Below are 24,667 nucleotides of genomic sequence, written 5' to 3'. Positions count from 1 at the left end.
CTGGAAATGAGCAAGTGGGGAGCGTAGCCGCTGCTCAGGCGCTGGGCAATCCGCGTTGCTGCAACTGGTTCACCAGGCGCTGTTGCAACTGCTGCAGATGGGGCAGTTGCAGGCGATGCCGGGCAGCGGCTTCACAGGCGTAACCCAGCAGGTAGCTGATTTCGGTGCGTCGCCCGTTACTGACATCCTGGTGCATTGAGGAATAGTTGGCGGCGGTGGCCAGGATCACCCGTTCCACTTCCTGTTGCAGGTTTTGCGCTGCGGCGGGTTGCCCGCAGCACTGCAGCAGCTCGCTCAGCTCGGCGCACAGGGTGGCCACTTCGCAATGATGCTGCTGCAAGCCACCGTTACGGCAGTCGTGCAGTACCGTCAGTGGGTTGATCGCGCAGTTGAGTGCCAGCTTGCGCCAGAGCCGGGTGAGGATCTGGGTGCTCCATTCATGGGGAATGCCGCTGGCCGCCAATTCGTCGAGCCAGATCGGCGGCGTGGGGTGCCCCGAGTCCCCCAGCCAGGTGTAGCCGTGGCCGGCAAAGACCACGCGCCAGTCGCCATCGCGGAAGGCGCCCTCGGTGCTGGAGGCGGCAATGCAGCGTGCCTGGGGCACTCGGGCGGCCACGGCATCCTGGCTGCCCAGGCCGTTCTGCAGCAGGATCAGTTCGGCTCCCGGCGCCAGGCGCGGGGCGATGCTTGCCACTGCCGCCTCGGCGTCGTAGGCCTTGCAGGCCAGCAACAGGCGCTGGATGGGGGCGCTGCTGGTGCTGGTTTCCCCGGGAATTGCCAGCAGGCTGCTCTGGCCCTGTTCTACCAGGGTCAGGCCGCCGGCCGCCTGATAGGCCTGCAAGCGGGCGGCGTCACGCAGAATCAGGCGTACCGGCAAGCCGGCGCGGGCCAGGCGGGAGGCCCACAGGGTGCCGAGGCTGCCGGCGCCGAGAACATGCCAGGTGGTGGACATCAGGTTTTCGCTCTGTTTGGCCGCCCGGGGGAGGGCGCGGGGTGAAGGAGGGGAAAGACCCGTTATAATGAGCGCGGATTTTAACCGCAAGCCGGGCGTGTTCGATGTTTTGAACAGCGCCCCTTTTTATTTGGAGAGATTACATGCCGTCGTTTGACGTGGTATCCGAACTGGACAAGCACGAAGTCACCAACGCGGTGGAAAACGCCGTCAAGGAACTGGATCGCCGCTACGACCTCAAGGGCAAGGGCAGCTTCGAGTTCAAGGACAAGGAACTGACCGTCAACCTGACCGCCGAGGCCGAGTTCCAGCTTGAAGCGATGATCGAGATCCTCAAGCTGGCCCTGGTCAAGCGCAAGATCGACGTGCAGTGCCTGGAGGTCAAGGACGCCTATGCCTCGGGCAAGGTGATGAAGCAGGAAGCGGTCCTCAAGGAAGGTATCGATAAAGAACTGGCGAAGAAAATCGTCGCCCATATCAAGGACGCCAAGTTGAAAGTGCAAGCCGCCATTCAGGGCGAGCAAGTACGGGTGACCGGCAAAAAGCGTGACGACCTGCAAGAGGCCATCGCCGCCCTGCGTGCCAAAGAGTTCGGCATGCCGCTGCAATTCAACAACTTCCGCGATTGATCGGCTTCTCCGGGAACCTCTAGAGCTTATTGGCGTCCGAGGCCGGAGGAATGGCAGAAACGATTGAGCTCCCGCGGGGCTGGTCGTTCTGCCTGTCAGTCATGTGCGCCGCAACCCCGGGAATCTGGAGAAATAGATGGATTTGAACGCTGAAGTAGACAATCTGGTCCGGGCCTCCCAGGCCTGGATTCCAATGATCATGGAATACGGCAGCCGGGTGCTGCTGGCTGTCATCACCCTGGCCATCGGCTGGTGGTTGATCAACAAACTGACTCACAAAGTGGGCAAGTTGCTGGCGCTGCGCAATGCCGACCTGGCGCTGCAAGGTTTTATCAGCAGCCTGGCCAACATCATTCTCAAGGTCCTGCTGATCGTCAGTGTGGCTTCGATGATCGGTGTCGAAACCACCTCCTTCGTGGCCGCGATCGGTGCTGCCGGCCTGGCCATCGGCCTGGCGCTGCAAGGCAGCCTGGCGAACTTCGCCGGTGGGGTATTGATCCTGCTGTTCCGCCCGTTTCGTATCGGTGACTGGATCGAAGCCCAGGGCATCAGCGGTACCGTCGACAGCATCCAGATCTTCCACACCGTGCTGCGTACCGGTGACAACAAGACAGTGATCGTGCCCAACGGCAACCTGTCCAACGGCATCATCACCAACTACAACCGTCAGCCGACCCGCAAGGTGGTGTTCGACGTGGGTGTGGACTATGACGCGGACCTGCAGAAGGCCCGCGAGGTGTTGCTGGAACTGGCCAAGGATGAGCGGGTACTGGCCGATCCGGCCCCGGTAGCTGTGGTTTCTACCCTGGGCGATAGCGCTATTACTTTGTCGCTGCGGGTATGGGTCAAGACTTCGGACTATTGGGACGTGCTGTTCCAGTTCAATGAGTTGTCCCGTGATCGCTTGAAGGCAGCGGGCATTGATATTCCTTTTCCACAACGGGTGATTCGAGTGGTTCAGGAAGCAGCAGCGCAATAAGTCAGTTTCATGACCTGGCCGTTCGGTCAGCTAATGTTGTTCAAGACAAGGGGCTATCAGCCCCTTGTTTGTTTTCGATACTAGCCAATAGCAACTAGTGAATCTGCTTTCGAGGCGGAACATGGACTATCCCAAGCACTCCTGTTAGTTAGCTTGCTATTTAATTGTGTATTTGATCTGGTACTTTTCCAGGGGCAAAAAAAACCGCCGCCCTGATTAGGAGCGGCGGTTCTTATTAGTGCTGCGCGTTAGCGCAATCAGCTGGGCATCGATATTACAAGATGCTCAGTGGGTACTCTACGATGATGCGAACGTCGTTGTTGTCTGCGGTGTAGTCTTTGTTGTAAGCACCGTTTGCACGGTACACAGCGCTACGCAGGCGGAACGACAGGTCCTTGGCTGGACCTTCTTGCATCACGTACTTGGTTTCGAAGTTGAACTCGTTTTCCTTGCCTTCGGTGTTCGACGAAGTGGTGATGTTGTCACCCTTCACGTAACGGGCCATGAAGCTCAGGCCTGGAACACCCAGGGTCGCCATGTTCAGGTCGTAGCGAGCCTGCCAGGAGCGCTCGTCTTCACCGATGAAGTCGGAGATCTGGATGGAGTTGGCGACGAAGACGGTACCGTTGCCGTCAACACCGTACAGGTAGTTGGTGTCGCCGGTGGAGCGCTGGTGGGCGATGGTGAACTTGTTCGGGCCGATGCTGTAGGCGGCCGCCAGGCTCCACAGTTTGTTGTCCAGCTTGCCGTACAGCTTCTTGCCGTCGTCTTCGGTGCGATAGCCGTTGAAGTCGAGGTTCAGCGACTGGTTATCGGCGATCGGGAAGGTGTAGTTCAGGTTGATGTACTGCTTCTTGAAGTAGTCATCGACCTTGGACGCGGCCACGCCACCGACGAAGTTATCGGTGAACTGGTAGGTAGCGCCCGCGAAGTCGGCAGCGGTCAGGCCCGGGTTTTTCAGGCCGGTGTCACCGTTGCGACCGTTGATGCTGTCGTTGTACTGGCCGGTTTGCGAGCGCAGTGCAGTGAAGTGACCAGCGTTCAGTTCCAGGCCTTTGATCTCTTTGCTGGTGATCAAGGTACCGGTGGCCACTTCAGGCAGCAGACGGCTGTCGTCGGTGGAGAACACAGGGCTTGCAACCATCTGGTCGCCGTACTTGAGCACGGTGTCGGAGATGCGGAATTTGACTGCGCCGCCTACGGCCGAAGAGTCTTTTTCGGGTTGGCCGAGGCTATTGTTGGCGGCCAGGCCGTTACCGGAGCGACCTGCGCCGCCGTCGAGTTTGATCACGCCCATGGCGAAAGCATCGACACCGACGCCTACGGTGCCCTGAGTGAAGCCGGAGTTGTACTGCAGCAGTTCACTCAGGCCGGTATCTTGGCGATAGCCGCTCTTGAAAGTACCGTCGTCACGCGCATGGTTGCCTGCACCGTTCTTGAAATCACGGTTCATGTACTCGAGACGGGTTTTGGCTGTCAGGGTGCTATCTTCGATAAAGCCTTTTGCATCGTCCTGGGAGGATGCAATTGCAAACTGCGAGGTGCCTGCTGATACAGCCAGGGCGATCATGCTCCACTTCATCACGCGCATCGTGATTTGCTCCTTTGGTTTTTAGAAGAGTACTGCCGTCCCACCTGTTTTTTTATCTGGGCGGCTCTTTCTTTTTGTGTCGGCGCAAACTTATATCACGCTGACAATGTTGGCGATACTTGCCTATCTATCCTTTCAGCTTCTTTACAGCCCTGTCGCAATTTGCTCGATAGGCGTCGTAATTCTGCAGTCAGTCTGTATCCAGGCCGACAACTTTCAGCAGTGTTTTTCGAAGCCGAGAATGAAGGAAACAAGTCCCCATGCACACACTCTAAAAAGCACCGCGGGGCAGCCCTGCCACTATTATTATGAGTCTGTAAGGCCTGACTTCCGTTAGACCGTTGCAGACGATGCGGGGTTGAATGCAACAAGCGTGCACAAACTGAATCTAGCCACCCATTTTTCTTCAAAGAGCCGTTCGGGCCTGTAAAAACCGCATAAAACCGCTGTTTCAAGGGGCGTTTTGTTTGGCTTGACTCTGTGGTTTTCCTGGTGCAGGGCTGTGCATTAAGTTGCACAGTGCGGCGAAACGTTACCGCTGCACACTGCAAAGTGAGTAAACGGCGGATGCTTGAGGAATTTAGCGTAGACCGCCTGTGCGATTCTGGTGCAAAACTTTTGCAACGCTGTGCACGATTCATACAGTCAGGCCCAGGCAAAATAAGGGGCGCAAGGGTTGGCTCGGGTCATTTTCCGAATGGTCTGCGGGTTGTGGGCGCAAATGGTGCGAGGCGCGAGAAAATGTCCTGCTGTGGGGCGTGGCCTTTGCATCGCGATCGGCTCCTTGCCGTGCCTGGGTGTGTGCTGTCCGGTCTCTGGCTCATTGGTCATGAAGCGCAGGGCATTCGCAGGTATGCTGCGCGTCTGTCGCCTGGCAGGAGTCCGTCTACTGGACGCCGGGCTGAAACAAGCTGAGCGGGAGTAAACGCGGTGTTCACTTTAGATTCACGGCTGCAACAAGACACATTGACCCTCGGGGATTTCCCCCTCTGCCGGTTGCTGCTGTCCAATGACGCCAACTATCCCTGGTTCATCCTGGTGCCGCGTCGCGAGGATATCAGCGAGTTGTTTCAACTGGATGTCACCGATCAGCAACAGCTATGGCAGGAAACCACCGCGCTGGCCGAGTTGCTCAAGGACTCGTTCGATGCCGACAAGTTGAATGTGGCGACGTTGGGCAATGTGGTGAGCCAACTGCATATGCACGTGATCGTGCGCAGGCGTGATGATGCGGCATGGCCGGCACCGGTATGGGGCAAGCATCCGGCCAAGCCTTACAGCACCGAGCAAGTGGCGGCGATCCGTGAACGCCTGCGGTTGGTGCTGACCGATGATTTTCAGTTTCTGGAGGGGTGAGGCATGAGTCTGCAAGAGCGTGTAACCGACCTGGAGAGCCGCCTGGCGTTTCAGGATGACACCATTCAGGCCTTGAACGATGTGCTGGTGGCCCAGCAGAGGGCAGTGGAGCGCCTGCAGTTGCAGATGGCGGCATTGCTCAAGCGCCAGGAAGAAATGGTCGGGCAGTTCGAGTCGTTCGAAGAGGAAGCGCCACCCCCTCATTATTGAGGGGATCGTTGGCCATAAAAAACCGCGCCTGGGCGCGGTTTTTTATGGGCGGCCGATCAGCGGCGCGGCAGCGCGGCAATCACGTCTTCGGCTTGCAGGCCCTTGTCACGGTTCATTACCGAGAACTCCACGCGCTGGCCTTCCACCAGGACGCGATGGCCTTCTCCGCGAATGGCGCGAAAGTGCACGAAAATATCATCGCCGGAATCCCGGGAGATAAAACCGAAGCCCTTGGAGGTGTTGAACCACTTCACGGTACCGGTATCACGATTGCTCATATCGTAGCTTGGCGTGGCGGAAGCGGAAGGTGATGACTTGTAGAAGCTGATGGCCAGGTGCAGGACTACGGCGATCAGTGCAGTCAGCAAGCTGACCAGAACCGCCGGTTGGCCACCAATGACTGGCATGGGGGCCAGCAGGGTGAGGGTTTGCAGTACAACGACCAGCACCAGCAGGGCGCTGACCAGATTTTGCAGGTGATGACGAGAGCCTTTGTTCCAGTAGGGAATAACTGGAGCCAGGATCAGGTTGAGCAGGCCGAAAAGGGCCAGGTAAAGAGCATCGGGTTGTTGCAGGTAGGGAACCGCGTCAGATCTCAGACTCGGAATCAAGGACAGCAGCAAAGCTGCAATGCCTGTCAGCAGGTGGACGATTTTCAACATTTTGATTAACTCACGTTAAGAAGGAAGCACAAGGAGGAGCTGATCACGCACGGTTCGCTTCTGAACAAATAGGTGAGGCGGTGGTTACGTACGCGGTGTCAGCCTATGCGCGCTGGCCGAAGAAATAGGCAACAGCGACACGGGCTCTATTTAACAGCAAAGCCCAGGCCTTCTCAAATCAGCAGCGGGGCTTGGCCCGGGCGTACAAATGAGCGCTTCTGCAGGCCGAGCTCGGAGAATCGGGCAAAAGCCTGTTCTAGACAGATGGCGGTGATTTTTCCAAGGAACGTCGGATTTCTGCTGCTGTCTGACCTGACTCGAACTCAGTGAGGTTTATCCCGGGCCGGGCCACGGGACAATCCACCGCAGGCCGATTGACGATCCTGGGCGGCGCAGGGGCGGTACTCTTGCTAGAGTGGTCCGGCAGATGAATGGGTGAATCCATCCCGATAACGGAGAGAAACATGGCAATTGATATCGGTATCAGCGAAGAAGATCGTAAATCCATCGTCGACGGTCTTTCCCGTCTGCTTTCGGATACCTACGTGTTGTACCTGAAAACCCATAATTTCCATTGGAACGTCACCGGCCCGCAATTCCGTACCCTGCACTTGATGTTCGAAGAGCAGTACAACGAACTGGCCCTGGCAGTGGACCTGATCGCCGAACGCATTCGCGCCCTGGGCTTCCCGGCTCCGGGGGCCTATTCCATCTATGCCCGGCTGTCTTCGATCAAGGAAGAGGAAGGGGTGCCTGCCGCCGAGGAAATGATCAAGCAACTGGTCGCCGGCCAGGAAGCAGTGACCCGTACCGCCCGCGGCATCTTTCCGTTGCTGGACAAGGTCAGCGACGAGCCCACGGCGGATCTGCTGACCCAGCGCATGCAGGTGCATGAAAAAACCGCGTGGATGCTGCGCTCTCTGCTGGAAAACCGTTAAGCCCCCTCCTGCGAATGGCGTCCCGTACGCCGTTCGCACCCTCGCCCAGCAGGCAGCACCTGCGTTCTCCTGACCTTCCGGGGTTGCAGCCGGATAGATGCCTGACGGTCGGTGACGCCCGCGATGGGGTCATACGGCTGCACAGGGCCGATTTAATGGATATAATCCCGCTCTTTGCTACGTAGCCCGGGCTTTGGCGTGGGCTCTGGCTGTAGTTCAAGCAGTAATCTGGATTGCCGAGACGCCCCCCATGCCCATGTACGACTATCAATGCGCTTCCTGTGGTCATCAGCTGGAAGCCATTCAAAAGATCAGCGCCGCGCCGCTGGTCGACTGCCCAGCCTGCCAGGCGCCCGAGCTGAAAAAGATGCTGTCCATGCCTGGTTTCCGCCTGAGCGGCACCGGCTGGTACGAAACCGACTTCAAGACCGGCTCCAAGAAGAACCTGGCCGGTGGCGACAAAGCTGACTAAGTTGAACGACACGCGCGAGTTCTTGCACTATCCGGCACCTTGAGGTGCGCAAGGCCTCCATCGAATTTCGAATTACGAGAAGTGAAACCACTACCATGATGCGCAGCCATTATTGCGGCCAACTGAACGAAAGCCTGGAAGGTCAGGAAGTAACCCTTTGCGGATGGGTCCACCGTCGCCGTGATCACGGCGGGGTGATCTTCCTCGATATCCGTGATCGTGAAGGTCTGGCCCAGGTGGTGTTCGACCCGGACCGCGCTGAAACCTTCGCCGCCGCCGACCGCGTGCGCAGCGAATACGTGGTCAAGATCACCGGCAAGGTACGCCTGCGTCCGGCCGGTGCCGGCAACGCCAACATGGCTTCGGGCATGATCGAAGTCCTGGGCTACGAGCTGGAAGTGCTGAACGAAGCGGAAACCCCGCCGTTCCCACTCAACGAATACTCGGACGTGGGTGAAGAAACCCGTCTGCGCTATCGCTTCATCGACCTGCGCCGTCCGGAAATGGCCGAGAAGCTGCGCCTGCGTTCGCGCATGACCACCAGCATCCGTCGCTACCTGGACGAGAACGGTTTCCTCGACGTGGAAACCCCGATCCTGACCCGCGCCACCCCAGAGGGCGCCCGCGACTACCTGGTGCCGAGCCGCACCCACGCCGGCAGCTTCTTCGCCCTGCCGCAATCGCCACAGCTGTTCAAGCAACTGCTGATGGTGGCCGGCTTCGACCGCTACTACCAGATCGCCAAGTGCTTCCGCGACGAAGACCTGCGTGCCGACCGTCAGCCTGAGTTCACTCAGATCGACATCGAGACCAGCTTCCTCGACGAAAAAGACATCATGGGCCTGACCGAAGGCATGATCCGCAACCTGTTCAAGGAAGTGCTGGGTCTGGAATTCGGCGAATTCCCGCACATGACCTTTGAAGAAGCCATGCGTCGCTACGGTTCCGACAAGCCGGACCTGCGCAACCCGCTGGAACTGGTGGACGTTGCCGACCAGCTCAAGGAAGTGGAGTTCAAGGTGTTCAGCGGCCCGGCCAACGATCCGAAATGCCGCATCGCCGCCTTGCGCGTTCCAGGCGGGGCGAGCATGCCGCGCAAGCAGATCGACGACTACACCAAGTTTGTCGGCATCTACGGCGCCAAGGGCCTGGCCTACATCAAGGTCAACGAGCGCGCCAAAGGCGTTGAAGGCCTGCAATCGCCGATCGTCAAGAACATCCCGGAAGCCAACCTGAACGTGATCCTCGATCGCGTGGGCGCGGTCGACGGCGACATCGTGTTCTTCGGGGCCGACAAGGCCAAGATCGTCAGCGAAGCCCTGGGCGCGCTGCGTATCAAGCTCGGTCACGACCTGAACCTGCTGACGTGCGAATGGGCGCCGATGTGGGTTGTCGACTTCCCGATGTTCGAAGAGAACGACGACGGCAGCTTCACCGCCCTGCATCACCCGTTCACCGCGCCGAAGTGCTCGCCGGAAGAACTGGAAGCCAACCCGGCTACCGCTCTGTCGCGCGCCTACGACATGGTTTTGAACGGCACCGAATTGGGTGGCGGTTCGATCCGTATCCACCGCAAGGAAATGCAGCAAGCGGTATTCCGCCTGTTGGGCATCAGCGAAGCGGAACAGGAAGAGAAGTTCGGCTTCCTGCTGGACGCCCTCAAGTACGGCGCGCCGCCGCACGGTGGCCTGGCCTTCGGCCTGGACCGCCTGGTGATGCTGATGACCGGCGCCCAGTCGATCCGCGAAGTGATCGCGTTCCCGAAAACCCAGAGCGCGGCCTGCGTCATGACTCAGGCACCGGGTCTGGTGGATGCCAAGGCTCTGCGCGAGCTGCACATCCGCCTGCGCGAACAGCCCAAGGCTGAATAAGCCGGCCCGATAAGGCGCACCTTCGGGTGCGCTTTTTCTATGGGTCGAGTTTTGTTGCCCGCACCCGCCAGGCGGCGTGGGCAATGTTTCAAAGAGAATTTGGAGCAAGTTATGGCAGGTCATTCCAAGTGGGCGAACATCAAGCACCGCAAAGAGCGTCAGGATGCCAAGAGAGGCAAGATTTTCACCAAGTGGATTCGTGAGCTGACCGTCGCGGCCCGTCAGGGCGGCGGCGATCCCAACTCCAACCCACGCCTGCGCCTGGCCCTGGACAAGGCCCTGGGTGCCAACATGAGCCGCGACATCATCGACCGGGCCATCGCCCGTGGCACCGGCGCTGCCGGCAGCGACGATGTGGTCGAGCTGACCTATGAAGGCTACGGCCCCAACGGCGTGGCGGTGATGGTCGAGTGCATGACCGACAACCGCAACCGCACCGCGGCAGCTGTTCGTCATGCCTTCAGCAAGTGTGGCGGCAACCTGGGTACCGACGGTTCGGTGGCCTACCTGTTCGAGCGCAAGGGGCAGATCACCTTCGCCGACGGTGTCGATGAAGACGCCTTGATGGAAGCGGCGATGGAAGCCGATGCCGACGATGTGGTCAGCAACGAAGACGGTTCGATCGACGTGTTCACCTCGTTCGCCGGTTTCTATGGCGTGCGCAATGCCTTGGAAGCGGCGGGTTTTACTGCTGCGGACGCGGAAATCGTCATGCTGCCGACCACCAGTGCCGAACTGGACCTGGAAGGCGCCGAGAAGGTCCTCAAGCTGATCGACATGCTGGAAGACCTGGATGATGTGCAGAACGTCTATTCCAACGCGGATATTCCCGAGTCGGTCGCCGAGCAACTCGGCTGATTCAACTGCACTAACCTTGAGGCCGGAGGTGCGAAGCCGTGATCATTGCGCGGCAGGGCGCTTCCGGCTTCTGCCTTTTCGCTGTTCCGGTCCTGGCCGGCAAGCCTCTTTATTCAAGCAGCAGGCGTTATGACTCTTATTCTTGGCATCGACCCCGGTTCGCGCATTACCGGTTATGGCGTGGTTCGAGACACGGGGCGCGGCTGTGTGTACGTGGCCTCTGGCTGTATCCGTACCGGGGCTGGCGAGCTGCCCGACCGGCTGCAGATCGTCTATCGCGGGGTGCGTGAAGTGATCCAGACCTACGGTCCGGTGACCATGGGGATCGAGAAGGTGTTCATGGCGCGCAACGCCGACTCGGCGCTCAAGCTCGGCCAGGCGCGGGGGGCAGCGATCGTTGCCGGTGCCGAAGAGGGGCTGGAGATTGCCGAGTACACCGCCACCCAGGTCAAGCAGGCCGTGGCCGGCACTGGCGGGGCCAACAAGGAACAGGTGCAGATGATGGTCATGCACCTGCTCAAGCTGACCACCAAGCCGCAGATCGATGCCTCGGATGCCCTGGCCATTGCCATCTGTCACGCTCATACCCGTTCCAGCCTGCTGCCCCATGGTCTGGGGACAGCACGCAGTCGTGGCGGCCGCCTGCGTCTCTGATAGCATCAGCGCAGTCATTTTAGGGATTGAGCGTTTTGCGCCTGGGTAGCCGGCGCAGACGCTCGCCCAACGAGTCGCCAGCTGCGGGCTGGCCATCGCCTAAGGATCTGAAACGTGATTGGACGCTTGCGCGGCACCCTGGCTGAGAAACAGCCGCCGCACCTGATTCTTGATGTAAACGGGCTGGGATATGAAGTCGAAGTGCCGATGACCACCCTGTATCGCCTGCCGTCGGTCGGCGAGCCCCTGACCCTGCACACCCATTTGGTCGTCCGCGAGGATGCGCAGTTACTCTACGGTTTTGCCAGCAAGCGCGAGCGAGACTTTTTCCGCGAGTTGATCCGTCTCAATGGTGTGGGCCCGAAACTGGCCCTGGCGTTGATGTCCAGCCTTGAGGTGGATGAGCTGGTGCGTTGCGTGCAGGCCCAGGACACCTCGGCCCTGACCAAGGTGCCCGGAGTCGGCAAGAAGACCGCCGAGCGCCTGCTGGTAGAACTCAAGGACCGTTTCAAGGCCTGGGAAGCCGTGCCGAGCATGTTCGCCCTGGTGCCGAACCAGCCGGATGCGCCGGCGCCAGTGGCCAGCGCCGAGTCGGACGCGGTCAGCGCGCTGATCTCCCTGGGCTATAAGCCGCAGGAAGCCAGCAAGGCCGTATCCGCGATCAAAGACAAAGGCTTGAGCAGTGAAGACATGATCCGCCGAGCCCTGAAGGGAATGATTTAAGTGATTGAAGCCGACCGTCTGATCGCCGCCACGGGCCCCCGTGAGCGCGAGGAAATCCAGGACCGGGCGATTCGTCCGGTCAGCCTGGCCGACTACATCGGCCAGCCTAGCGTGCGCGAGCAGATGGAACTGTTCATCCAGGCCGCCCGTGGGCGCAACGAATCCCTGGACCACACCCTGATCTTCGGTCCCCCGGGCCTGGGCAAGACCACCCTGGCCAACATCATCGCCGAGGAAATGGGGGTGTCGATCAAGAGTACGTCCGGCCCGGTGCTGGAGCGCCCAGGCGATCTGGCGGCCTTGCTGACCAATCTTGAGCCTCACGACGTACTGTTCATCGACGAGATTCACCGGCTTTCGCCGATTGTCGAAGAAGTGCTGTACCCGGCCATGGAAGATTTCCAGCTCGACATCATGATCGGCGAAGGCCCTGCGGCGCGCTCGATCAAGCTCGATCTGCCGCCGTTCACCCTGGTGGGGGCAACCACGCGTGCGGGGATGCTGACCAACCCGCTGCGGGACCGCTTCGGCATCGTCCAGCGCCTGGAGTTCTACAGCACTGCGGACCTGGCAACCATTGTCAGCCGTTCCGCGGGCATTCTTGGTTTGCCCCTGGATCCGGAAGGCGCCTTCGAGGTCGCGCGCCGTGCCCGGGGCACTCCGCGGATCGCCAACCGTCTGCTGCGTCGGGTGCGGGATTTCGCCGAGGTGCGGGCCAAGGGGCATATCACCAAACCGATCGCCGACCTGGCGTTGAACCTGCTGGACGTCGATGAGCGTGGCTTCGACCACCAGGACCGACGTCTATTGCTGACCATGATCGAGAAGTTCGACGGCGGACCGGTGGGGGTCGACAGCCTGGCCGCGGCCATCAGTGAAGAGCGCCATACCATCGAGGATGTGCTGGAGCCGTACCTGATCCAGCAGGGCTATATCATGCGCACTCCCCGTGGTCGTGTGGTGACCCGGCATGCCTACCTGCACTTCGGTCTTAACATTCCGTCACGAATGGGGGACATGCCCGTGGTAGACGAATTCCTCGATGCCGTGGACGATTAATAACCCGCTCTTTGTCGATTTATTCGGGGTTTGTGCTGTCCTAGGGACTGGCATGGTTAAAACATCACGAAAAGTCGTACAAGAATGAAAAAACAGTTGCCTGGCCGGATTGGCAACCTGAGGAGTAAGCACTAGAGTATGCGCGCGCAAAACGGGCTTGAGCCGTTCGCACATCGTTGTCGCGTTTATTACGAGGACACCGATGCCGGCGGCATCGTGTATTACGTTAATTACCTTAAGTTTATGGAGCGGGCTCGAACCGAGCGGCTACGACACCTGGGCTTTGCCCAGTCGCAGCTGGTGGGGGAGAACCTGTTATTTGTCGTGCACTCCAGCGAAGCGCGTTATCACGCGCCGGCGCGACTGGACGACGAACTTCTGGTCAGTGCCCAAGTTACCGAATTGAACCGGGTCAGCCTGCGCTTCACTCAGCAGGTCAGGCGAGCCAAAGACAATGCGCTGCTCTGTGAAGGGCAGTTCCTGGTGGCCTGTGTGCGCGCCGACAATTTCAAACCCCGCGCCATTCCAGACGCTCTGCGTACGGCCTTTGCCGACGAGAGCAGCGCGGGTACACACTCAGAGCAGGAGATAAAGCGTGGAAGCTAACGTCGTCGACCATTCCTCCATGTGGAGCCTGGTCAGCAATGCCAGCGTTGTAGTGCAGTTGGTAATGCTGACCCTGGTTGCCGCATCGGTGACTTCATGGATCATGATCTTTCAGCGCAGCAACCTGCTGCGTGCCGGTCGACGTGCCCTGGAGAGCTTCGAAGAGCGCTTCTGGTCCGGTATCGACCTGTCCAAGCTGTACCGTCAGGCGGGCAGCAACCCTGATCCGGATTCCGGCGTGGAGCAGATCTTCCGTGCCGGTTTCAAAGAGTTCTCCCGCCTGCGCCAGCAACCGGGTGTCGATCCTGAAGCGGTCATGGAAGGCGTGGCCCGTGCCATGCGCGTAGCGATTTCCCGCGAAGAAGAAAAGCTCGAGCAGAGCCTGCCGTTCCTCGCCACTGTCGGTTCCGTCAGCCCGTACATCGGCCTGTTCGGTACCGTCTGGGGGATCATGAACTCCTTCCGCGGCCTGGCTCAGGCCCAGCAAGCGACCCTGGCTACCGTAGCCCCGGGTATCGCCGAAGCACTGATCGCCACGGCCATCGGCCTGTTCGCGGCCATCCCGGCGGTGATCGCCTACAACCGCTTCGCCGCTCGTGGCGAGACGCTGATCAGCCGTTACTACACCTTCGCCGACGAGTTCCAGGCGATCCTGCACCGTAAAGTGCACACCAGCGAAGAGTGAGCAGGTAAAACCCATGGCCCGAGTTCGCCACAAACGCAAGCCGGTTGCCGAGATGAACGTGGTGCCTTACATCGACGTGATGTTGGTACTGCTGGTTATCTTCATGGTGACCGCGCCGATGCTCAACCAGGGCGTGAAAGTTGACCTGCCCAAGGTTTCCAGCGAAGCCTTGCCCCAGGACAACAACACCCAGGTGCTGACCATCTCGATCAAGGCTGACAAGACCTACTACTGGAACCTTGGCAGCGAAGTCGACACTGAAAAGCAACAGGACAAGGCGATGACCTTGCCGCAGATGACCGACGCGGTGACCAAGATCATCCGTGCCGGCAATGAAGGCGGCAAGCACACCCAGGTGTTCATTCGCGGTGATAAATCCGTCGACTACGGCGCCGTGATGGGTGCCATGGGCGGCCTGCAGAAAGCCGGAGTCGGTAACGTTGGCCTGATTACCGAGGCGCCCTGATGCACCAACAGCGAGAGCCGTCCGCCTCGGAAAGCTACTTCTGGCCTAGTGTCTGGGCAATTGCCCTGCACGTGCTGGTGTTTGGCATGCTGTTCGTCAGCTTTGCCATGACCCCGGAACTGCCCCCGGCCAAGCCGATCGTTCAAGCGACCCTGTACCAGCTCAAATCCAAGAGTCCGGCAACCACCCAGACCAATCACAAGATTGCGGGTGAGGCGAAGAAATCCGCCGCGCGCCAGACCGAAGCCGAACAGTTGGAGCAGAAGAAGGTCGAGCAGGAAGAGATCAAGGCCGCGGAACAAAAGAAAGAAGAGGCTGCTCAAAAAGCCGAGGAAGCGAAAAAGGCCGATGAGGCCAAGAAAGCCGATGAGGCGAAGAAGGCGGATGACGCCAAGAAAGCCGCAGAAGCGAAAAAGGCTGAAGAGAAACAATTGGCTGATATAGCCAAGAAGAAATCCGAAGAAGAAGCCAAGAAAGCTGCTGAAGAAGAGGCCAAGAAAAAGGCCGCTGAAGAAGCGAAGAAGAAAATCGTCGAAGACGCGAAGAAGAAAGCCGCGGAAGACGCGAAGAAAAAAGCTGAAGCAGACGAGGCGAAGAAAAAGATCGCCGAGGATGCCAAGAAGAAAGCTGCGGCCGACGCTGCGAAGAAGAAGGCCCAGGAAGCAGCGCGCAAATCTGCCGAAGAGAAAAAGGCCCAGGCCCTGGCGGACTTGCTGTCCGATAAGCCGGAGCGTGAAGCCACCAAGTCGGATGAGGTGGGTGACAGTGTCGCAGGCAGTTTCGATGACCTGATTCGCATTCGTGCGGCGGAAGGCTGGGCTCGTCCTCCTTCGGCGCGCAAGGGCATGACGGTGGAACTGCGGATCGGCATGTTGCCTGATGGCACGGTGACCACGGTCAGCGTGATCAAGTCCAGTGGTGATGGTCCGTTCGACGCTTCGGCGGTGGCGGCAGTCAAGAACATTGGGCGTTTGACAGAAATGCAGGGTTTGAGTCCGAAGGATTTCGCACCCTATCGTTCATTCAAGATGACATTCACACCTGAGGATCTAGCCTTGTGAGAAACCTTCTTCGAGGAATGCTTGTCGTTATTTGCTGTATGGCAGGGATAGCGGCAGCGGATGAAAAAAACATTCTGGTCACCAGTGGCAGTGATCGGGCGACACCGATTGCGGTAGTGCCGTTTGGCTGGCAGGGCGGCAGCGTGCTGCCGGACGACATGGCACAGATCATCGGTGATGACCTGCGCAACTCGGGTTACTACGCACCGATTCCAAAGCAGAACATGATCAGCTTGCCGACCCAGGCCAGCGAAGTCATTTTCCGCGACTGGAAAGCCCTGGGCGCCCAGTACGTGATGGTCGGCAGCATTGTTCCAGCCGGCGGTCGCCTGCAGGTGCAGTACGCGCTGTTCAACGTCGCGACCGAGCAGCAAGTGCTGACCGGCAGCGTGTCGGGTAGCGTTGATCAGTTGCGGGACATGTCGCACTACATTTCCGACCAGTCCTTTGAAAAACTCACCGGCATCAAGGGGGCGTTCTCTACGCGCCTGCTGTATGTGACGGCTGAGCGTTTCTCGGTGAACAACACCCGTTACACCCTGCAGCGTTCGGACTACGACGGTGCTCGGGCGGTAACCCTGTTGCAGTCTCGCGAGCCGATCCTGTCGCCGCGCTTTGCTCCGGATGGCAAGCGCATTGCGTACGTGTCGTTCGAGCAGAAGCGCCCGCGCATCTTCGTCCAGCACATCGATACCGGGCGTCGTGAGCAGATCACCAATTTCGAAGGCCTGAACGGCGCTCCAGCCTGGTCGCCAGATGGCACCCGCCTGGCGTTCGTGCTGTCCAAGGACGGCAACCCGGATATCTATGTGATGAACATGGCGTCCCGGCAGATCAGCCGCGTCACCAGTGGCCCGGGCATCAACACCGAACCGTTCTGGGGCAAGGATGGTTCCACCATCTATTTCACCTCCGACCGTGGCGGCAAGCCGCAAGTCTATAAAAGCAATATCAATGGCGGTGGCGCCGAGCGTGTGACCTTTATTGGTAACTACAACGCCAACCCGAAACTTTCTGCTGACGAAAAGACCCTGGTAATGATTCACCGCCAGGATGGTTTCACCAACTTCCGGGTAGCGGCTCAGGATTTGCAGCGCGGTAGCGTAAAAATCCTTACAGACACTAACCTTGATGAGTCAGCTACTGTTGCGCCCAACGGCACCATGGTAATCTACGCCACCCGCCAGCAGGGCCGGGGAGTCTTGATGCTCGTGTCCATTAATGGACGTGTGAGGCTCCCGCTTCCTACCGCTCAAGGCGAAGTCAGAGAACCGTCCTGGTCCCCTTACCTGAACTGACGCGGCGCTACAATGTTTCACTTAACACACTGGGGTTCATTAGGAGTTTCACGATGGAAATGTTGAAGTTTGGTAAGTTTGCTGCGCTGGCTCTGGCCATGGCTGTGGCTGTAGGTTGCTCCTCCAAAGGCGGCGACAATGCCGGTGAAGGCGCTGTTGATCCAAACGCTGGTTACGGCGCTAACACCGGTGCTGTTGATGGCTCCCTGAGCGAAGAAGCTGCTCTGCGCGCAATCACCACCTTCTACTTCGAATACGACAGCTCGGACCTGAAGCCAGAAGCCATGCGCGCTCTGGACGTTCACGCCAAAGACCTGAAAGCAAACGGCGCTCGCGTTGTTCTGGAAGGCAACACCGACGAACGTGGTACTCGTGAGTACAACATGGCTCTGGGCGAGCGTCGTGCTAAAGCCGTTCAGCGCTACCTGGTTCTGCAGGGCGTTTCCCCTGCACAGCTGGAGCTGGTTTCCTACGGTAAAGAGCGTCCAGTTGCTACTGGCCACGACGAGCAGTCCTGGGCTCAAAACCGTCGCGTCGAACTGCGTAAGTAATTCGTCATGCGAACGTGCCGTCGTGCTGTAACTATTTTGGCTCTCAGTCTCACGCCGCTCGCGGCGTGGTCTGCGGTTCCTGTGGTCGATAACAACTCCGGCTATAACAATAGCGGGAGCAGTTATCCGCCAGCGGGTTATGGCACGAACGGCGCCTATGCCGGGGGAGGGGTTTCGACCCCTGTCTCGGCACAGGGCGAGCTGTTCCAGCAACTGCAGCAAATGCAGGAACAGATTGCACGCCAACAGGGTGTGATCGAAGTTCTGCAAAATGATGTAGCGCGGATGAAGCAAGAAAGCCTGGAGCGTTACCAGGATCTTGATCGACGCATAGGAAGCGGTGTCGCACCTGCCGCAACTCCTGAGAATTCTTCTGCCGGTGGCGATAACAGCGCTGCCGGTGCCGCTGCTCAGGCGCCAGCCGCCAGTAGCGAACCCGGTGATCCGGCCAAGGAAAAGCTCTACTACGATGCTGCCTTCGACCTGATCAAGGCCAAGGATTTCGACAAGGCCAGCCAGGCCTTCTCGGCATTCCTGCGCAAGTACCCCAACAGCCAGTACGCCGGCAATGCCCAGTACTGGTTGGGTGAAGTGAACCTGGCCAAAGGCGACCTGCAAGGCGCGGGCCAGGCATTTGCCAAGGTTTCCCAGCTGTATCCCAAGCACGCCAAGGTGCCGGATTCGCTGTACAAGCTGGCTGACGTAGAGCGTCGTCTCGGTCACACCGACCGGGTCAAGGGCATCCTGCAGCAGGTGGTGGCCCAGTATCCGGGCACTTCCGCCGCTCAGTTGGCCCAACGGGACCTGCAGCGCATGTAAGTGCGTTGGCCTCCGTTACAAGAAACCCGCGCTTGTCGCGGGTTTTTTCGTTAGAATCCATGCCCTTTTTCTGAAACACGCTTCCTGGGATCTGCGCGATGGCGGGGTTCCTTGAAGTGCCTGACGGAGGCGGACAGCCTGTTTAGCTGTTACGCCCGTGGCGACTATGCAAGACACATTGAGAATCACCGAAGTTTTCTACTCGTTGCAGGGGGAAACTCGGACTGCCGGGCTGCCCACGGTTTTTGTGCGCCTGACCGGTTGCCCGTTGCGTTGCCAATACTGCGACAGTGCCTACGCGTTCAGCGGGGGTAGCCAGCGAACCCTCGATAGCCTGCTGGAGCAGGTTGCCGGTTTCCGCCCTCGCTACGTCTGCGTCACTGGTGGCGAGCCTCTGGCCCAGCCCAATGCCATTCCCTTGCTCCAGCACTTGTGCGATGCCGGCTACGAGGTCTCGCTGGAAACCAGCGGTGCCCTGGATATCTCTGCGGTGGACCCGCGCGTCAGCCGGATCCTTGATCTCAAGACTCCCGGCTCCAAGGAAGCGCACCGCAACCGCTACGAGAATATCGAGCTGCTGACTGCCAACGACCAGGTCAAGTTTGTCATCTGCTCCCGCGAGGACTATGACTGGGCGGTGTCCAAGCTGATCCAGTACGGTCTTGAGCGACGCGCCGGCGAAGTGCTGTTTTCGCCCAGCCACCATGACTTGAATGCACGAGACCTGGCGGACTGGATCGTCGCCGACAACCTGCCAGTACGTCTGCAACTGCAGTTGCATAAATACCTGTGGAATGACGAGCCGGGGCGCTGACATGACTGAACAAGCATCGAGTGAAAAGCGTGCCGTGATCCTGCTGTCCGGTGGCCTGGACTCTGCCACCGTGGTGGCCATGGCTCGCGCCGAGGGCTACCGCTGCTACACCATGAGCTTCGATTACGGCCAGCGCCATCGGGCCGAGTTGCACGCCGCCGAGCGCGTGGCCCGGGACCTCGGTGTGGTGGAGCACAAGGTGATCGGCCTGAACCTCAACGGTATTGGCGGCTCAGCACTGACTGATAGCACCATCGAGGTGCCAGAGGCGCCGGGGGAGGGCATTCCTGTCACCTACGTGCCGGCACGCAACACCGTCTTCCTGTCCCTGGCCCTGGGCTGGGCGGAAGTCCTGCACGCGCGGGATATCTTCATCGGTGTCAATGCGGTGGATTATTCCGGTTATCCGGATTGCCGTCCCGAGTTCGTCGAAGCCTTCGAGCGCATGGCCAACCTGGCGACCAAGGCCGGTGTCGAAGGGCAGGGCTTTCGTATCCAGGCGCCGCTGCAGAACCTCAGCAAGGCCGAGATCATCCAGGCCGGGGTGCGCCTGGGGGTTGATTACGGGCTGACGGTTTCCTGCTATCAGGCAGACGATAGCGGCCACGCGTGCGGCAAATGTGACAGCTGCCGTTTGCGTGCTGAAGGCTTCAAGGCGGCCGGAATCAGTGATCCAACACCTTATTTTTGATTTTTTTCATATAGGGTGTTGAATTCCCGTTAGAAATCAGTATTATACGCGCCACCACACAGCGGGTCGTTAGCTCAGTTGGTAGAGCAGTTGGCTTTTAACCAATTGGTCGTAGGTTCGAATCCCACACGACCCACCATATTTGGCGGTTTAGAAAATCCGGAAGGCCCACGAAAGTGAGGATTTCCGGGTTTTTTTTTGCCTTGCAAAAAACCGTGATCCCGCCACTCAGCTGCTCAGCTTGTCTTCTTCTCACTGCTTGAATATCAACTCTTCTGCAGAGGCTGGCCTTTTGCCGGTAGCCGGACTCATCTCTAAAAACCTTGATAAATTCAGGGGCTTTATCTGAATTCCCCCTTTTTTTCAGGGGTTATCGCTTTAAATTCAGAATAAGTGCGGGGCTCGTTGACAGCACAAATGCCTCCCGCGTAAATCTTGCCGCCATTGCCGACAGGGGTTGCGTCCCTGGCAAGGAGAACACATACCAGGGTCGGTAACTTCGCAGTCAGCAGGGCTTTGCCCTGCCTGTACGAATCTGTCCCTGAGTCTGTGCGTGAGTCACAAGCCCGGCTTACTCAAGGTGACAGGATGTTCACAGAAGCAGTTGCAATATCCGTTAGGCGCAGTGCCCCCTCCAGCCCTTCCGTCATTCGTGGCAAGGGGTGCTTTCTCTACGATGAGCAGGGCAAATCCTTCCTCGACATGTCCGGTGGCAGCGGTGCCGCTAACCTGGGTTATCAGCGCGATGACCTGGTCGAAGTCCTCAAGCGTCAATCCGAACTGCTGATCCATACCGGTTGGAACATCGACAACCCGCAGCGCCATGAAGTGGTCGCCAAGCTGGAGGGGCTGGTGCCCTATGCGCAGGCTTCGGTGTTTGGCGCGGTCACCGGTGCCGAGGCGATCGAGGTGGCGCTGAAAATCGCCCGCGCGGCTACCGGACGCCAGGGCGTGGTGTATTTCCACAATTCCTTCCATGGCAAGACCCAGGGCGCCCTGTCGGTGACCTCCAACCGCGGTTTTCGCAAGCACCTGGCCGGTGGCGACAGCCTGCAACTGACCGCCCTGGCCCTGGATTACGCCGCCGACCAGGACCCGGCCCTGGCCGCCTTGTGGCGCGAGCAACTGGCCGAGGATCTGCGCCAGGCGCAGCAGGCCAATTGCTTGCCCGCGGCGCTGATCATCGAGCCGATCCAGGCAGCGGAGGGCATGTATCCGGTGCCCCTGGAGCTGCTCGAAGCGATTGTCGAACTGGGCAGGACCTTCGGCGTGATCACCATCTTCGATGAGATCTACACCGGTTTTGGCCGCACCGGGACGCCGTTTTTCAGCAACCCGCAACTGCTGCCGGACCTGTTGGTGCTGGGCAAGGCCCTGGGCAATGGCTTGCCGATTTCCGCGGTGGTAGGCCGCCCGGAACTGGTGGACTGCCTGGGCTATGCCGAGCATTCCTCCACCTTCACCCTGATGCCGCTGGCCTGTGCCGTGGCTTCCAAGGTGCTGGATATCTACCACCAGGAACAGCCCTGGCAGTGGGCGGCGAGCAACGGCGCGTACCTGCGCCAGGCCCTGGAAGGCCTGGGGGCCCAGGACGCGCGAGTGGTCAATGTGCGCGGCCGCGGCATGATGCTCGCCTTCGATTTCGAGGGCCAGGGCGCTGATGTACTGGCGCTGCGCAACCGGCTGCTGGAGCACGGGGTGATCGTGCGCACCGGCGGGCGCAATCCGGCGACGGTCAAGCTGACCCCGCCACTGAGCATCTCCCAGCAGGAAATCCAGGCATTCATGCAGACACTGCAGGGCGTTTGTCGCTCCCTCTAATAACAACAAGGCAGGGATATCATGTTGCAGGCTTTTACCCGCATGGCGGGTACCGATGTTGCGGGTGTCATCGATGTCCAGGGCAGCCTTGGCTTTGCCGCGCTCGACCAGTTGCGCGAGGGGGTCAGCGCCGAGCTGCAAGGGCTGCCGGAGCCGGTGCTGGCGCTGTATGCCAGCCATGGCCGGGCCATGTATGCGGCGTTGATCGCGGCCTTGTCCGCCGCCCGGCGAGTGGTGTTCATCGACCCGGCGAGCAACCTCGACGAGTTGATGCCGGTGCTCCAGCACCTGGGCGTGAACCTGGTCCTCAATGGCACGACACGGCCTGGTTCACAACTGACCCGTTCCTTGCCGGTGCTCGACCTGCAGCACCTGCAACCCCGGCCCGTGCCCCCTGGCCGGGAATACCCGTTGCGTTGCCAGGACTACGTGATCTTCACCAGCGGCTCCACTGGCGAGCCCAAGGCCATAGTGCAGCGCATCGAGGCCCTGGGCCGGCACATCGACAACTACATCGGCTATGTTGGAATCGGCCCCGGGCAGCGTGTGCTGCAACTGGCTTCCGCGGGGTGGGACGCCGGCCTGATGGACATCTTCGCCAGCCTGAAGACTGGCGCCACCCTGTGCAGCCTCAACCCCCGGGAGCATGACTTCGCCGCAGTCGAGGCGCTGATCGTCGAACATGACATCGATGTGTTGCATATGACGGTGCCCTATCTGCGTGCCTTCTACACCGATGCGAGCGGCATCTATGCCCGGCCCAAGCAACTGGTGATCGGCGGCGAGATCATCCACCCCTCGGATATCCAGCGCTTCAACCACGCCTTTGCCCCAGGCTCGCAGCTGTTCAACGCCTACGGGCCGACCGAATGCACCACCGCGCTCTACGCCCGCATCGACCAGGGGCAGACGCTGCAGGACCCGACCTGGGCCCTGGACCAGCCGGTGGACGGCGTCACCCTGGACATTGCCAAGGAACCGGGGCAGCCCTACGGCGAAGGGGTGGGTGAACTGCTGCTCTATTCTTCCCTGGTGGCCCGGCGCCTGGACCCGGCCAGCGGGCTGATCGTCGAGCTGACCCAGCCCAGCCCCCTGGACTCGCAGCGCCAGTGCTACGCCACCGGTGATCTGGCGTGCCACCAGCCCGATGGCGCCATACGCCTGCTGGGGCGCAAGGATTCCATCGTCAAGATCAACGGGCAGAAGGTCAGCCTGGTCCAAGTGGAATCGGAGCTCAAGGCTCTGGCCCAGGTACGGGAAGCCTGTGTGATCGCCCATCAGGCCGGGGACAACCTGGCCCTGGTGGCCTTTGTCATTGCCCGTGACGCCAGCCTTGGCGAAGACCTCCTGCGTCAGGCCGCCAGGGCCGCACTGCCGGCGCACCGGGTGCCGGCGCGCTTCCTGCTGGTGGAGCGTTTTGCCTTGAACCGCAACAACAAGATCGACCGGCAGGCGTTGGCGCAACTGGCTGCCCGCGCCATGGCGGCGCCGGAGCCGGCACAGGCCGCACCGGAGCCTTTCTGGCAAGCCATCGGCCAGGTACTTGGCGGGCAGAGCCCGGACCGGGCCAAGAGCTTTATCGACAATGGCGGCGATTCGCTGCGGGCCTTGCAGGTGGTTGCCACGCTGAAGAGAAAGGGCCTGGTGCTGGACCTGGAAGAGTTGCTGTCGGATCAGGCCCTTGGGCAATTGCCGGTGCATGCGGCGGCGGCCAAGGCCCGGCCCGGGGTTTCCCGGCCGCAGGTCGAGGGCCTGCCCAATCGCCGCTTCCTGCTGAGCCGCGGCATCAGCGACCTGGATCACTGGAACCAGGCCCTGGTGCTGGACATAGCCGCCGGCCAGGAGCCACAGCGAGTCAGCCAGGCGCTGCGGGCAATTTTCCGCCATCACTTTATCGAGGCGGGCGTTCAGGATCAGGGGCTGCAGCCTGCCGGAACGGATCTGCAGCAAGCGGTGCAGCGGACCTGCGCAGCCATCTCCCTGAGCCAGGGGCAACTCTTCTGCTTCAGCCAGCAACAGGACGCCGCTGGCCATCACCTGATCATTGCCGGGCACCAGTTCCAGGTCGATCGCTACTCCTGGATGCTGCTGGTTTCCGAGCTGGACGAATGCCTGGGGCAGGGCCTGGAGTGCATGCAAGGCTGGCCGCGGCCGACGGCCTTCGAGGAGTGGCAGCAGAGCTACCAGCGCGAGCATGCCGCGGCGACCCATGAAGCGTTCTGGGAAGCACTGCCCTGGGGCCGCTGCGCGCAGTTGACCGGGCAGCGCCCCGAGTTTCCCCGGCGCGAGGCCTTTCGGCGAGCCGAGCTGTGCCTGGGGCCGGTCCGCGACCTGCCGCAGTGGGCCCGGGGTGTGGCCGAGACCAGCCAGTTGCTGCTGGCGGCCATCCTGCGCGCCATGAGCCAGAGCGATGACAACCCGTTCCAGAAAGTCCATTTGCTCGACCATGGGCGGGCCCTGGACAAGAGCGGCGCCGAGCTCAACAGCGTGTTCGGCTGGCTGACGGTGATCTACCCGCTGGTGCTGCAGGTTGCCAGCCTGGACCTGGAGCAGATCGCCAGGGAAATCAAGGCCGGCCAGCAAGCCAGCCAGGGCATTGCCCACAGCTTCGGCAACCGTTATTTCGCCACGCCCGAGGCCGAGCGCCTCAAGGGCCTGTTCGATTGCGGCTACAGCTACAACTTCCTGGGCGCCGTGGAGAACCCGCCCGGGGCCCGGGTCGGCGTGCATCCCTTGAGCCTGCAACTGATGCAGGGCAGCCCCAGCCATCACCTGGAGTTCACCGGCTACCTGGCCGCGGGCGAATTGCTGCTGAAAATCGACTATGACCCGCAGGTCTTCGGCGAAGAACGCCTGGAGTCGCTGCTGACCGGGATCACCGCTGCCTTGAGCTAGAGAAAC

Annotated in this window: 25 protein-coding genes and 1 tRNA gene; 23 read left to right on the top strand and 3 right to left on the bottom strand. The window is 60.2% G+C overall.

The window, feature by feature from the left end; translation table 11 throughout:
- Window positions 1–34 precede the first annotated feature (34 nt).
- On the bottom strand, window positions 35–952 hold the full coding sequence (locus tag AC1RCO_RS18180; RefSeq protein WP_065365301.1) for a putative 2-dehydropantoate 2-reductase: 918 nt from the start codon (window positions 950–952) through the stop codon (window positions 35–37).
- A gap of 143 nt (window positions 953–1,095) precedes the next feature.
- On the opposite strand from AC1RCO_RS18180, the gene AC1RCO_RS18175 reads away from it, so the two are divergent.
- Complete coding sequence (locus AC1RCO_RS18175) at window positions 1,096–1,581, top strand: YajQ family cyclic di-GMP-binding protein (RefSeq protein WP_011063029.1); 486 nt, start codon at window positions 1,096–1,098, stop codon at window positions 1,579–1,581.
- Between the two features lie 136 nt (window positions 1,582–1,717).
- Window positions 1,718–2,560 (top strand): mechanosensitive ion channel family protein, encoded by an 843-nt coding sequence (locus tag AC1RCO_RS18170; RefSeq protein ID WP_011063028.1) that lies wholly within the window; start codon window positions 1,718–1,720, stop codon window positions 2,558–2,560.
- Window positions 2,561–2,834: 274 nt separating this feature from the next.
- On the opposite strand, the gene AC1RCO_RS18165 is transcribed toward AC1RCO_RS18170, so the two are convergent.
- Window positions 2,835–4,151, bottom strand: coding sequence for an OprD family porin (locus AC1RCO_RS18165; RefSeq protein ID WP_065365302.1), 1,317 nt, complete (start codon window positions 4,149–4,151; stop codon window positions 2,835–2,837).
- 930 nt (window positions 4,152–5,081) lie between these two features.
- Between AC1RCO_RS18165 and AC1RCO_RS18160 the strand changes: the two genes are divergently transcribed.
- The gene (locus AC1RCO_RS18160) at window positions 5,082–5,507 is read left to right on the top strand and encodes an HIT domain-containing protein (protein ID WP_011063026.1); all 426 of its coding nucleotides are present in this window, start codon (window positions 5,082–5,084) and stop codon (window positions 5,505–5,507) included.
- A 3-nt stretch (window positions 5,508–5,510) separates the two neighbouring features.
- Window positions 5,511–5,717, top strand: a complete 207-nt coding sequence (locus AC1RCO_RS18155; protein ID WP_011063025.1) for a SlyX family protein — start codon at window positions 5,511–5,513, stop codon at window positions 5,715–5,717.
- A gap of 56 nt (window positions 5,718–5,773) precedes the next feature.
- Here AC1RCO_RS18155 and AC1RCO_RS18150 read toward each other — a convergent pair whose 3' ends face one another.
- Entirely contained in the window at window positions 5,774–6,379 is a 606-nt protein-coding gene (locus AC1RCO_RS18150) for a cold-shock protein (RefSeq protein ID WP_011063024.1), read from the bottom strand.
- Window positions 6,380–6,843: 464 nt separating this feature from the next.
- Here AC1RCO_RS18150 and AC1RCO_RS18145 point away from each other — a divergent pair, with 464 nt between their 5' ends.
- The 19 genes from AC1RCO_RS18145 to AC1RCO_RS18055 all read left to right on the top strand — a co-directional run bounded on the left by AC1RCO_RS18145 (window position 6,844) and on the right by AC1RCO_RS18055 (window position 24,661).
- On the top strand, window positions 6,844–7,317 hold the full coding sequence (locus AC1RCO_RS18145) for a Dps family protein (RefSeq protein WP_011063023.1): 474 nt from the start codon (window positions 6,844–6,846) through the stop codon (window positions 7,315–7,317).
- A 250-nt stretch (window positions 7,318–7,567) separates the two neighbouring features.
- The gene (locus AC1RCO_RS18140; protein WP_010457489.1) at window positions 7,568–7,789 is read left to right on the top strand and encodes an FmdB family zinc ribbon protein; all 222 of its coding nucleotides are present in this window, start codon (window positions 7,568–7,570) and stop codon (window positions 7,787–7,789) included.
- Between the two features lie 95 nt (window positions 7,790–7,884).
- Window positions 7,885–9,660, top strand: coding sequence for an aspartate--tRNA ligase (aspS, locus tag AC1RCO_RS18135; protein ID WP_011063022.1), 1,776 nt, complete (start codon window positions 7,885–7,887; stop codon window positions 9,658–9,660).
- A gap of 111 nt (window positions 9,661–9,771) precedes the next feature.
- Window positions 9,772–10,518, top strand: a complete 747-nt coding sequence (locus AC1RCO_RS18130) for a YebC/PmpR family DNA-binding transcriptional regulator (protein WP_236184120.1) — start codon at window positions 9,772–9,774, stop codon at window positions 10,516–10,518.
- Window positions 10,519–10,647: 129 nt separating this feature from the next.
- Window positions 10,648–11,172: a crossover junction endodeoxyribonuclease RuvC gene (gene ruvC, locus AC1RCO_RS18125; protein ID WP_011063020.1), complete on the top strand. Its 525-nt coding sequence runs from the start codon at window positions 10,648–10,650 to the stop codon at window positions 11,170–11,172.
- 114 nt (window positions 11,173–11,286) lie between these two features.
- Window positions 11,287–11,895, top strand: coding sequence for a Holliday junction branch migration protein RuvA (gene ruvA, locus AC1RCO_RS18120; RefSeq protein ID WP_011063019.1), 609 nt, complete (start codon window positions 11,287–11,289; stop codon window positions 11,893–11,895).
- A complete protein-coding gene (ruvB, locus tag AC1RCO_RS18115; protein WP_011063018.1) occupies window positions 11,896–12,954 on the top strand; it encodes a Holliday junction branch migration DNA helicase RuvB in 1,059 nt (352 codons plus the stop codon). It abuts the gene before it with no gap.
- Window positions 12,955–13,092: 138 nt separating this feature from the next.
- On the top strand, window positions 13,093–13,560 hold the full coding sequence (gene ybgC / locus AC1RCO_RS18110; RefSeq protein ID WP_011063017.1) for a tol-pal system-associated acyl-CoA thioesterase: 468 nt from the start codon (window positions 13,093–13,095) through the stop codon (window positions 13,558–13,560).
- Entirely contained in the window at window positions 13,550–14,245 is a 696-nt protein-coding gene (tolQ, locus tag AC1RCO_RS18105) for a protein TolQ (protein ID WP_011063016.1), read from the top strand. The genes ybgC and tolQ overlap by 11 nt, the downstream gene beginning before the upstream one ends.
- A 13-nt stretch (window positions 14,246–14,258) precedes the next feature.
- On the top strand, window positions 14,259–14,711 hold the full coding sequence (gene tolR / locus AC1RCO_RS18100) for a protein TolR (protein ID WP_011063015.1): 453 nt from the start codon (window positions 14,259–14,261) through the stop codon (window positions 14,709–14,711).
- The gene (gene tolA / locus AC1RCO_RS18095; RefSeq protein ID WP_011063014.1) at window positions 14,711–15,772 is read left to right on the top strand and encodes a cell envelope integrity protein TolA; all 1,062 of its coding nucleotides are present in this window, start codon (window positions 14,711–14,713) and stop codon (window positions 15,770–15,772) included. The genes tolR and tolA overlap by 1 nt, the downstream gene beginning before the upstream one ends.
- 17 nt (window positions 15,773–15,789) lie before the next feature.
- Window positions 15,790–17,070 carry a Tol-Pal system beta propeller repeat protein TolB gene (gene tolB, locus AC1RCO_RS18090; RefSeq protein ID WP_015636767.1) on the top strand — a complete coding sequence of 427 codons (1,281 nt, stop codon included), beginning with the start codon at window positions 15,790–15,792 and terminating at the stop codon, window positions 17,068–17,070.
- A gap of 53 nt (window positions 17,071–17,123) precedes the next feature.
- Complete coding sequence (gene pal, locus AC1RCO_RS18085; protein WP_003227510.1) at window positions 17,124–17,621, top strand: peptidoglycan-associated lipoprotein Pal; 498 nt, start codon at window positions 17,124–17,126, stop codon at window positions 17,619–17,621.
- A gap of 6 nt (window positions 17,622–17,627) precedes the next feature.
- Window positions 17,628–18,440, top strand: coding sequence for a tol-pal system protein YbgF (gene ybgF / locus AC1RCO_RS18080; protein ID WP_011063012.1), 813 nt, complete (start codon window positions 17,628–17,630; stop codon window positions 18,438–18,440).
- Between the two features lie 166 nt (window positions 18,441–18,606).
- Window positions 18,607–19,254 carry a 7-carboxy-7-deazaguanine synthase QueE gene (gene queE / locus AC1RCO_RS18075; RefSeq protein WP_011063011.1) on the top strand — a complete coding sequence of 216 codons (648 nt, stop codon included), beginning with the start codon at window positions 18,607–18,609 and terminating at the stop codon, window positions 19,252–19,254.
- 1 nt (window position 19,255) lies between these two features.
- Entirely contained in the window at window positions 19,256–19,945 is a 690-nt protein-coding gene (gene queC, locus AC1RCO_RS18070; RefSeq protein WP_210693736.1) for a 7-cyano-7-deazaguanine synthase QueC, read from the top strand.
- A 63-nt stretch (window positions 19,946–20,008) separates the two neighbouring features.
- A tRNA-Lys gene (locus tag AC1RCO_RS18065) sits at window positions 20,009–20,084 on the top strand.
- A gap of 449 nt (window positions 20,085–20,533) precedes the next feature.
- Window positions 20,534–21,766: an aspartate aminotransferase family protein gene (locus tag AC1RCO_RS18060; protein ID WP_492617918.1), complete on the top strand. Its 1,233-nt coding sequence runs from the start codon at window positions 20,534–20,536 to the stop codon at window positions 21,764–21,766.
- A gap of 21 nt (window positions 21,767–21,787) precedes the next feature.
- On the top strand, window positions 21,788–24,661 hold the full coding sequence (locus AC1RCO_RS18055) for an AMP-binding protein (protein WP_492617917.1): 2,874 nt from the start codon (window positions 21,788–21,790) through the stop codon (window positions 24,659–24,661).
- The last annotated feature ends 6 nt before the right edge of the window (window positions 24,662–24,667 follow it).

Source organism: Pseudomonas sp. GW823-FHT03E05 (assembly GCF_058796855.1).
This window is presented reverse-complemented; position numbering and strand designations above follow the sequence as displayed.

Coding starts and splice junctions, on each gene's coding strand:
- AC1RCO_RS18180 (WP_065365301.1), bottom strand. CDS start 952: ATGTCCACCACCTGGCATGTTCTCGGCGCCGGCAGCCTCGGCACCCTG.
- AC1RCO_RS18175 (WP_011063029.1), top strand. CDS start 1,096: ATGCCGTCGTTTGACGTGGTATCCGAACTGGACAAGCACGAAGTCACC.
- AC1RCO_RS18170 (WP_011063028.1), top strand. CDS start 1,718: ATGGATTTGAACGCTGAAGTAGACAATCTGGTCCGGGCCTCCCAGGCC.
- AC1RCO_RS18165 (WP_065365302.1), bottom strand. CDS start 4,151: ATGCGCGTGATGAAGTGGAGCATGATCGCCCTGGCTGTATCAGCAGGC.
- AC1RCO_RS18155 (WP_011063025.1), top strand. CDS start 5,511: ATGAGTCTGCAAGAGCGTGTAACCGACCTGGAGAGCCGCCTGGCGTTT.
- AC1RCO_RS18150 (WP_011063024.1), bottom strand. CDS start 6,379: ATGTTGAAAATCGTCCACCTGCTGACAGGCATTGCAGCTTTGCTGCTG.
- AC1RCO_RS18145 (WP_011063023.1), top strand. CDS start 6,844: ATGGCAATTGATATCGGTATCAGCGAAGAAGATCGTAAATCCATCGTC.
- AC1RCO_RS18140 (WP_010457489.1), top strand. CDS start 7,568: ATGCCCATGTACGACTATCAATGCGCTTCCTGTGGTCATCAGCTGGAA.
- aspS (WP_011063022.1), top strand. CDS start 7,885: ATGATGCGCAGCCATTATTGCGGCCAACTGAACGAAAGCCTGGAAGGT.
- AC1RCO_RS18130 (WP_236184120.1), top strand. CDS start 9,772: ATGGCAGGTCATTCCAAGTGGGCGAACATCAAGCACCGCAAAGAGCGT.
- ruvC (WP_011063020.1), top strand. CDS start 10,648: ATGACTCTTATTCTTGGCATCGACCCCGGTTCGCGCATTACCGGTTAT.
- ybgC (WP_011063017.1), top strand. CDS start 13,093: ATGCGCGCGCAAAACGGGCTTGAGCCGTTCGCACATCGTTGTCGCGTT.
- tolR (WP_011063015.1), top strand. CDS start 14,259: ATGGCCCGAGTTCGCCACAAACGCAAGCCGGTTGCCGAGATGAACGTG.
- tolA (WP_011063014.1), top strand. CDS start 14,711: ATGCACCAACAGCGAGAGCCGTCCGCCTCGGAAAGCTACTTCTGGCCT.
- tolB (WP_015636767.1), top strand. CDS start 15,790: ATGCTTGTCGTTATTTGCTGTATGGCAGGGATAGCGGCAGCGGATGAA.
- pal (WP_003227510.1), top strand. CDS start 17,124: ATGGAAATGTTGAAGTTTGGTAAGTTTGCTGCGCTGGCTCTGGCCATG.
- ybgF (WP_011063012.1), top strand. CDS start 17,628: ATGCGAACGTGCCGTCGTGCTGTAACTATTTTGGCTCTCAGTCTCACG.
- queE (WP_011063011.1), top strand. CDS start 18,607: ATGCAAGACACATTGAGAATCACCGAAGTTTTCTACTCGTTGCAGGGG.
- queC (WP_210693736.1), top strand. CDS start 19,256: ATGACTGAACAAGCATCGAGTGAAAAGCGTGCCGTGATCCTGCTGTCC.
- AC1RCO_RS18060 (WP_492617918.1), top strand. CDS start 20,534: ATGTTCACAGAAGCAGTTGCAATATCCGTTAGGCGCAGTGCCCCCTCC.
- AC1RCO_RS18055 (WP_492617917.1), top strand. CDS start 21,788: ATGTTGCAGGCTTTTACCCGCATGGCGGGTACCGATGTTGCGGGTGTC.